Raw genomic sequence first — 6,701 nt, 5'->3', positions numbered from 1 at the left:
TAGGAACACTGGGTCGCATGACCGACTGGATTCCAAGGCTTTCGACTTTGTCCGGCACTCACGCCGACGAGGGTCTGCCGGTTATCCGTGACGACGTTCCAAGGAGCCAGCAAATTTAATTTCGTGTCATCCAAGGTTCTGGAAAGTACGGGTTATACCCCATAGCTGAAGACGCGCTCGATCGCGTATTGTTACCCCAGAATATATCAAAAATCACAAACCATTACGACTACAGTCGAAGTCAAAGGCGACTGGAACATCACCGAAGGCAAGCAGGATGAGATGAGGGGCTAGATCCAGAGGCTCAACCATCGAAACCTGTAAGCTGTCCAAAAATCCTATTCACCCTGTAATTGTAATTTAAGGAACATACCAGCCATGAAAGATCCAGTCTATAAACTGCTCGAACTCACCGGCACTTCCACCACTTCCGTCGAAGATGCCGTGGAAAAGGCCATTCAAAGGGCGCACAAAACCATCAAGAACCTGTGCTGGTTTGAGGTGATCGAAACGCGCGGCAATATCGCCAAGGGAAAAGTACATCACTGGCAGGTAACCATAAAAATCGGCTTTGCCGTAGAAGACTCAGCGAAATAACCCCAAAATCTGCAAGAAAATTAAACCATATTATGAAAAAAGAAAATATCACCACAGGATTAAATATCACCCGCGAAGAGATGATCCAGTTATTGAACGAGGATCTGGCGGGGGAATATCAAGCGATCATTGCCTACACCGTGTACAGTCAGGTGCTGAAGGGTGCCGCCTACACTGACATAGCGCGGGAGTTAGAAGCGCATGCGGGGGAAGAACTGGCACATGCCATAAAAATCGCTAAACAGATCGATTATCTGGGTGGTATGCCTTGCGTGACACCCAAGCCGGTCAAGACTTCGACCAACTCGGTCGAAATGCTGCGCGCGGATCTGGAGAACGAACGGGAAACTGTGGAACGCTATCGTGAGCGTATCCGCCAAGCTGAGGCGATGGGGGAATTTGCACTCAGCGAAATCTTGCGCGGGATTATCGTACAGGAGCAGGAGCATGAAATCGATCTAGCATCAGCGCTGGACATCGACGTCCCTCCCATAAAAAATAAGGCCGACAAATAAAGGATCGAAACCGAGTAATGAATCTCTATGCCCCAAGGTGATAAATCCAGTCACACTGACAAACAGAAACGTCAGGTGGCACACACCGAAGCGGGATATGGGAAAAAGGATGTCAGTACAGAGACTTCGAAATCGCGGCCTGGGCCACGGTGAACAAACTCATCGGCGGCGGCAAAAAGAGCGATTCTCGTCGGAAACCTAAATAATTGATTATTATGTCAGCATTAAATACCAAACAAATCAGCCTTCACTTGAAAATCGTCCCGCACTGGACGAAGCGCGCCCAAACCATTCGTCGCACATTCAAGTTTGAGGGATTCCCGATGAGCATCACTTTTGTGGTGCGTATCGCCAAGTGCGCTCAAAAAATCAATCATCATCCCTATATTGATATTGATTTTGATAAGGTGACGCTCACGCTCACCACGCATGATGAAGGAGGACTCACCGAAAAAGATTTCACCCTAGCTCGGCAATGTGACGACGTCTTCACCCAGTGTTTGACGTCGGAAGAGCACAAAACACCAACCCAATCAAAACTATGAGCACAATCACCACCAAAGACGGCACGCAGATTTACTACAAAGACTGGGGCAGTGGAACGCCGGTCGTATTCAGTCATGGCTGGCCGCTAACTGCAGACGCCTTTGAGGATCAGATGTATTTTCTGGCCTCTCATGGTTACCGTTGTATCGCCCATGACCGCCGTGGTTTTGGCCGATCTGGCCAACCCTGGACGGGATACGATTACGATACCTTCGCAGACGACCTAGCGACACTCGTTGATACACTCGATCTAAAGGAAGCAGTTCTCGTCGGCCACTCCATGGGCGGCGGCGAAGTCGCGCGTTACATCGCTCGTCACGGCTCAAAGCGGGTCGCCAAGGCCGTACTGATCGCTGCGGTGCCACCACAGATGCTGAAAACAACCAATCATCCAGGAGGCTTGCCGATCGAGGTGTTCGATGATATTCGCACTGGGGTCCTTGCCGATCGCTCACAATTCTGGAAGGACCTCACGATGGCATTCTACGGATTTAACCTGCCGGGCACAAAGATTTCGGAAGGCGTGCGAGAGTCATTCTGGCTCCAAGCGATGCTGGCAAGCATTAAAGGCACCTACGACTGCATTAAGGCATTCTCAGAGACGGATTTCACCGAGGACCTCAAGAAGTTCGACGTGCCGACACTCATCCTTCACGGTGACGATGACCAAATCGTACCGATTGCAAACTCCGCCCTGCTGTCGGCGAAGCTGGTCAAGAAGGCGACACTGAAGATCTACAAGGGCGCGCCGCACGGTTTATGCACCACTCACAAACACGAGATCAACGAGGATCTACTCGCCTTTATCCAAGGATAGAGGTCGTGATCGACCTCGATTCAAAACCAAAAACATTAAATCCTGAATGTCACAGAATTACAGAAGGGCGTTATGAACATCAAAAAAGCAACAACTGACCATCACATCCTAAAACTCCTCGCGGAACGGTGGAGCCCCTGCTGTTTCGAAGACCGTCCTGTGTCGGATTCTGACCTTCGTTCGCTGTTTGAGGCGGCACGCTGGGCGGCATCCTCTTATAATGAGCAGCCATGGAACTATCTAGTGGCGACACGGGATAACTCCTTGGAGTTCGACAGACTCCTTTCCTGTCTTGTGGAAACAAACCAAACGTGGGCGAAGACGGCGCCGGTGCTTGTTCTGAGCGTCGTGAGTTTGAAATTTACAAAGAACAAGCAAGACAACCAGGCTGCCGTACATGATCTGGGTCTGGCCGCCGGGAATCTGGTGGTGGAAGCAACGTCACGAGGTCTCTCAGTCCATCAGATGATCGGCATCCTTCCCGATAAAGTACGGGAGCTTTACCGGATACCGGAGCATTTTGCGGCACGGACTGCCATGGCCATCGGATACAAAGACGACCCGGCCACGCTGCTAGATGCTCTAAAGGAGCGCGACCAGACGCCACGGCAGCGAAAGCCATTGGTCAAGTTCGTATTCACCAGCCAATGGGGACAACCCTCACCGCTCGTGCTGAAACGTGATACCTGACAGCGTGCGCCAGCGAAACTTTATTCCTGAGGTGAATAATGTTATAGCCCCTCTTGCGCAAATTGCGGCTGCTCTTCCCTTGTCGAAAAATCCGTTCACACTTCTGTATCCATCCTATGGCAATTTGATTTGTGCGGCCCTGAGCATTTGATCGTGCTCTGCTTCTTCCACGCCTTGTTCGACGAGTTTCGCGCTTTGGCTGCGTCCCTCGCCGTCTTCATCTTCGTCGGAAGATTTCGGTGCTTTGTGTCCTGTTGAACTCGGCATTGGCTCCGCTCGCTCGGACTCAGGCACCGATTCAAGGATCGCAGTCTGCGGATCAATATCCGATCCTCCCGTTAACTCGTGCCTAGCCTGTGCAAGATCGGATTTTGACAATCCTTGAGAGGTGCTGCCGCTGATCATCGCCAGTTCAGTCGCCCGCTTGCGTACCATCTTGCGTGTCACCGTGCCGATCCCGGTGGAGTTTTCCATTAATTTTCCCTGCGTCAGTGGATTTTTTTTCATAAAATGTCTTTCTCTTTAAGAATAGGCCGATTAAGTGGCCATTCCATTGTGGAAAAGTATCTGCTTCTCCTGCTCAATAGAGTAAGAGCGACGTTACGGGATCACAATGGGGTGTACACCCCCCCACCTCGTTTCCCTTTATGATCGATGGCTGATGCGGGCAATGAAAAAGTCGAAGTATTTTCGAACTTCTGAGCCCACAGAATTTATGAGAGCAAAAAAAAGTTCAAATAATAAGGTAAAAGCTTTTGAGTGTATCTGAGTCACACCATTTTGTCGCACGGAAAATGTTATGGTGGGCAAAACGGCCCTAATCCATTTCCCATACAAAGGTCAGCTTCTCCATCCACTCAAAATGACGAGCTCACACGTCAAAAGAAAATTTATTCCATTCCGGATTCACTCGCACTTGATCATGTATGAGGTAGTTCATTCTTGAAATGACAATATGGGTATTACCCTGTGCTCACGAATCCGCAGGTTGAAATCCTGAATAGCAGCGTGTGCTGCCTTCTTTGAGAACCGTTTCTGCCTGTAGGGGATCATGCCTTGTCAAGAGAGGTTTTATTTCCTAGCCGTATATTTGAGGATGATCGCCGTTCTTAAACTTTTTTCAGCCATAATCCAAACTGCCTAAATCGTTGGCATCCGTTACGCAGCGTTAACCGGCGTAGTGGATTTTTGTAGAATCTCTCTCTCACTTTACCCCTACAATGGCTGTTTTTGAGCCCTATTTTCGGTTAAAAACTCCGTTTTCATTGGGGTTTTTGAAGTGGCGGTGAGAGAGGGATTCGAACCCTCGGTACCTTTTACGGTACGGCGGTTTAGCAAACCGCTGCTTTCGGCCACTCAGCCATCTCACCATGATTAACCGGTTTTTTTGGATAAACTTATTTCAAAATCCTTAACAGGAATTGTTTATCCATCAAAAGTGAATCGTTTTATTTAATAAACGTATTTTATGCACACGGCAAGTGGAAAAGCCGATAGAATCCTGATTAACTGATTTTGTGTAAGGGAATTTTTTTAATATCCCCCGATATAATCTAAAAATCCGCCAGCAGGAGTTATCTCATTAATCATATGCAATAGTCAAAAAAACTATCCATCCTCAATAAAAAAACAATTATGATCGGAGTTTATTGTCCATGAGCAGGCTGAAACACTTCTTTAATCCCGCAATTTGCGCGGCGATCCGGTTTTCAAGGGGCTGGAGAGAGGGGGTTTCAAAGGTTAACGTATGCCTCGTGTTGGCATTTTCACCTTTGATCAGGTAGATGGCTTCCGCATGAATATCCGGCGGTAACTTTTTTATGTCATGGCAAATGTGCCCCTGAAGCGCGGGCAGTCCCTCAATCTCTGGACGGGTATCAAGGGTAACACACCTGGAAAAAGCTGCAAGAATCTGGGGGCCCCAGAAGGGAGGATCATATTTCAGCTCATATATATAGGCTCCCAGTGAGTCGTAATCTTCATGACAACTCGCTACAAAGTCATATTTCCGTTTTCCCCACCCTTTCCTCATTAAAATCACCTCCGCACAATTTGTTCCGACCTGAAAACAACGGTTAATATCCTCCCCCTTCTCATTCACGCGCAAATTGCGCTCATAACCCCAGACATTGACACAAGGAAAAACCGTCAGGGCGACTTGCCGAAGGATTTTCGGTGGAATTTTTTCTAAAAAACTTATTAATCCTAATACACCGGCGGGTTCATCCCCATGGATTCCCGCTGTTAGATGAACAGTATATTCCGCATGGCTGGGTGGATGAAGGTTATCAATCATCAGAAATGGAAGCCCTGAAACACTTCCTATTTCACTGACCCTGAAAGACTTATGCTTGTCCAAAGCATTAATCCTCCGGATGACCGGGGCAAATGAACGTATTTTTCGGGGGCCGCTCATGGCCTTTCATTCCATGATAAATGATCAAGAGTCAAATAAATTTTCTTCTGATTAAAAAATCCAGAATTTCTTCATAGTTGCGCTTGCGACATGACTGTGGCAGAATTTCAGGACAATGAAGGTAGATCCAAGATTTTTAAAAGAAGAAGGTATCGAAGTTTTTTTGGGCAATGAATTGCTCATCAAGGGGCTTTTGGAAGTCGAAGGAGGCACTCATCTCTGGACAGGTTATCCCGGATCCCCTGTGGCCGGTTTTTTCGACTGTATCGAGTCTATCCAGGAACTCCCTAAAAAATACGGGATTCATGCGGCCATGGCGAATAATGAAGCCTTGAGTGTCGCGATGGTGAATGGCTCACAGATGTCAGGTTTACGCGCGATTGCAGCCATGAAATCCGTCGGGGTCCATGTCGCCAGTGACGCTTTAGCCCTTGGTAATCTGGCGGGTGCCCACCCGGACGGGGGTGCTGTTATTGTCTTGGGCGACGACCCTTGGAGTGAAAGCACCCAAGTCCCTGCCGATTCCCGTTATATTTGCAAACATCTGATGATGCCTGTCTTAGAGCCTAGCACTTTCCAAGAGGTCAAAGACTGGATCGACACTGCTTTTAAGCTCTCCCGCCGTTCAGAGCTCTATATCGGCTACCTCCTGACACCTAATCACGCAGACGGGGGCGCCTCCGTACTCGTCCGGAAAAATCAATTTCCCGAGATTAATACCAATAATAAAACCACCCTCGACACCAAAAATGGACTCCGGATCGAGGATATGGTCCTCCTGCCCCCCCGCACTTGGCGTAAAGAGCAGGACATGCCTTCGCGTGTAGAACGCCTCTGGAAAGCCGCTCGCGAGCTCGGGGTCAATCAATTCATCAACCGCCCGGCTGCAGGCCAACCAAAAGCCCCCCTCGGATTCATCGCAGCGGGGATGAGCTATAATTACCTTCAACACACCCTCTATGAACTGGGCGTGAATGAAAAAATCCCTCAACTCAAGCTCGGTCTTTGTTATCCCATTGACCCCGCATTAATCGAGGAATTTTCCGAATCTGTCGAAAATATCATCATTATCGAGGAGCGCCGCGGATTTGTCGAAGAGCAAGTCGCCCAGATCATTATC

Annotated in this window: 8 protein-coding genes and 1 tRNA gene; 6 read left to right on the top strand and 3 right to left on the bottom strand. The window is 48.7% G+C overall.

Annotation, left to right across the window (positions count from 1 at the left end; all coding sequences use genetic code 11):
• The first annotated feature begins 378 nt into the window (after positions 1-378).
• The 5 genes from SGI98_06130 to SGI98_06110 all read left to right on the top strand — a co-directional run bounded on the left by SGI98_06130 (position 379) and on the right by SGI98_06110 (position 3,165).
• Positions 379-597 carry a dodecin gene (locus SGI98_06130; GenBank protein MDZ4742980.1) on the top strand — a complete coding sequence of 73 codons (219 nt, stop codon included), beginning with the start codon at positions 379-381 and terminating at the stop codon, positions 595-597.
• 32 nt (positions 598-629) lie between these two features.
• Positions 630-1,112: a ferritin-like domain-containing protein gene (locus SGI98_06125; protein MDZ4742979.1), complete on the top strand. Its 483-nt coding sequence runs from the start codon at positions 630-632 to the stop codon at positions 1,110-1,112.
• A gap of 215 nt (positions 1,113-1,327) precedes the next feature.
• Positions 1,328-1,657, top strand: coding sequence for a 4a-hydroxytetrahydrobiopterin dehydratase (locus SGI98_06120; GenBank protein ID MDZ4742978.1), 330 nt, complete (start codon positions 1,328-1,330; stop codon positions 1,655-1,657).
• Positions 1,654-2,475, top strand: coding sequence for an alpha/beta hydrolase (locus SGI98_06115; protein MDZ4742977.1), 822 nt, complete (start codon positions 1,654-1,656; stop codon positions 2,473-2,475). The genes SGI98_06120 and SGI98_06115 overlap by 4 nt, the downstream gene beginning before the upstream one ends.
• A gap of 72 nt (positions 2,476-2,547) precedes the next feature.
• Positions 2,548-3,165: a nitroreductase family protein gene (locus SGI98_06110; GenBank protein ID MDZ4742976.1), complete on the top strand. Its 618-nt coding sequence runs from the start codon at positions 2,548-2,550 to the stop codon at positions 3,163-3,165.
• Between the two features lie 114 nt (positions 3,166-3,279).
• Here the strand turns inward: SGI98_06110 and SGI98_06105 are convergent, their stop codons facing one another.
• The 3 genes from SGI98_06105 to SGI98_06095 all read right to left on the bottom strand — a co-directional run bounded on the left by SGI98_06105 (position 3,280) and on the right by SGI98_06095 (position 5,581).
• Positions 3,280-3,672: a hypothetical protein gene (locus tag SGI98_06105; protein MDZ4742975.1), complete on the bottom strand. Its 393-nt coding sequence runs from the start codon at positions 3,670-3,672 to the stop codon at positions 3,280-3,282.
• A gap of 773 nt (positions 3,673-4,445) precedes the next feature.
• Positions 4,446-4,535: transfer RNA gene (locus SGI98_06100), tRNA-Ser, on the bottom strand.
• A 263-nt stretch (positions 4,536-4,798) separates the two neighbouring features.
• On the bottom strand, positions 4,799-5,581 hold the full coding sequence (locus SGI98_06095; GenBank protein MDZ4742974.1) for a M14 family metallocarboxypeptidase: 783 nt from the start codon (positions 5,579-5,581) through the stop codon (positions 4,799-4,801).
• Between the two features lie 115 nt (positions 5,582-5,696).
• Here SGI98_06095 and SGI98_06090 point away from each other — a divergent pair.
• On the top strand, positions 5,697-6,701 hold a 1,005-nt coding region (locus SGI98_06090), incomplete at its 3' end, for an indolepyruvate ferredoxin oxidoreductase (GenBank protein ID MDZ4742973.1).

The organism is Verrucomicrobiota bacterium, assembly GCA_034440155.1.
In the GTDB taxonomy this organism is placed as follows: domain Bacteria; phylum Verrucomicrobiota; class Verrucomicrobiia; order JAWXBN01; family JAWXBN01; genus JAWXBN01.
Note: the sequence above shows the minus strand (reverse complement) of the source record. Positions and strands in the feature narration are given on the sequence as shown.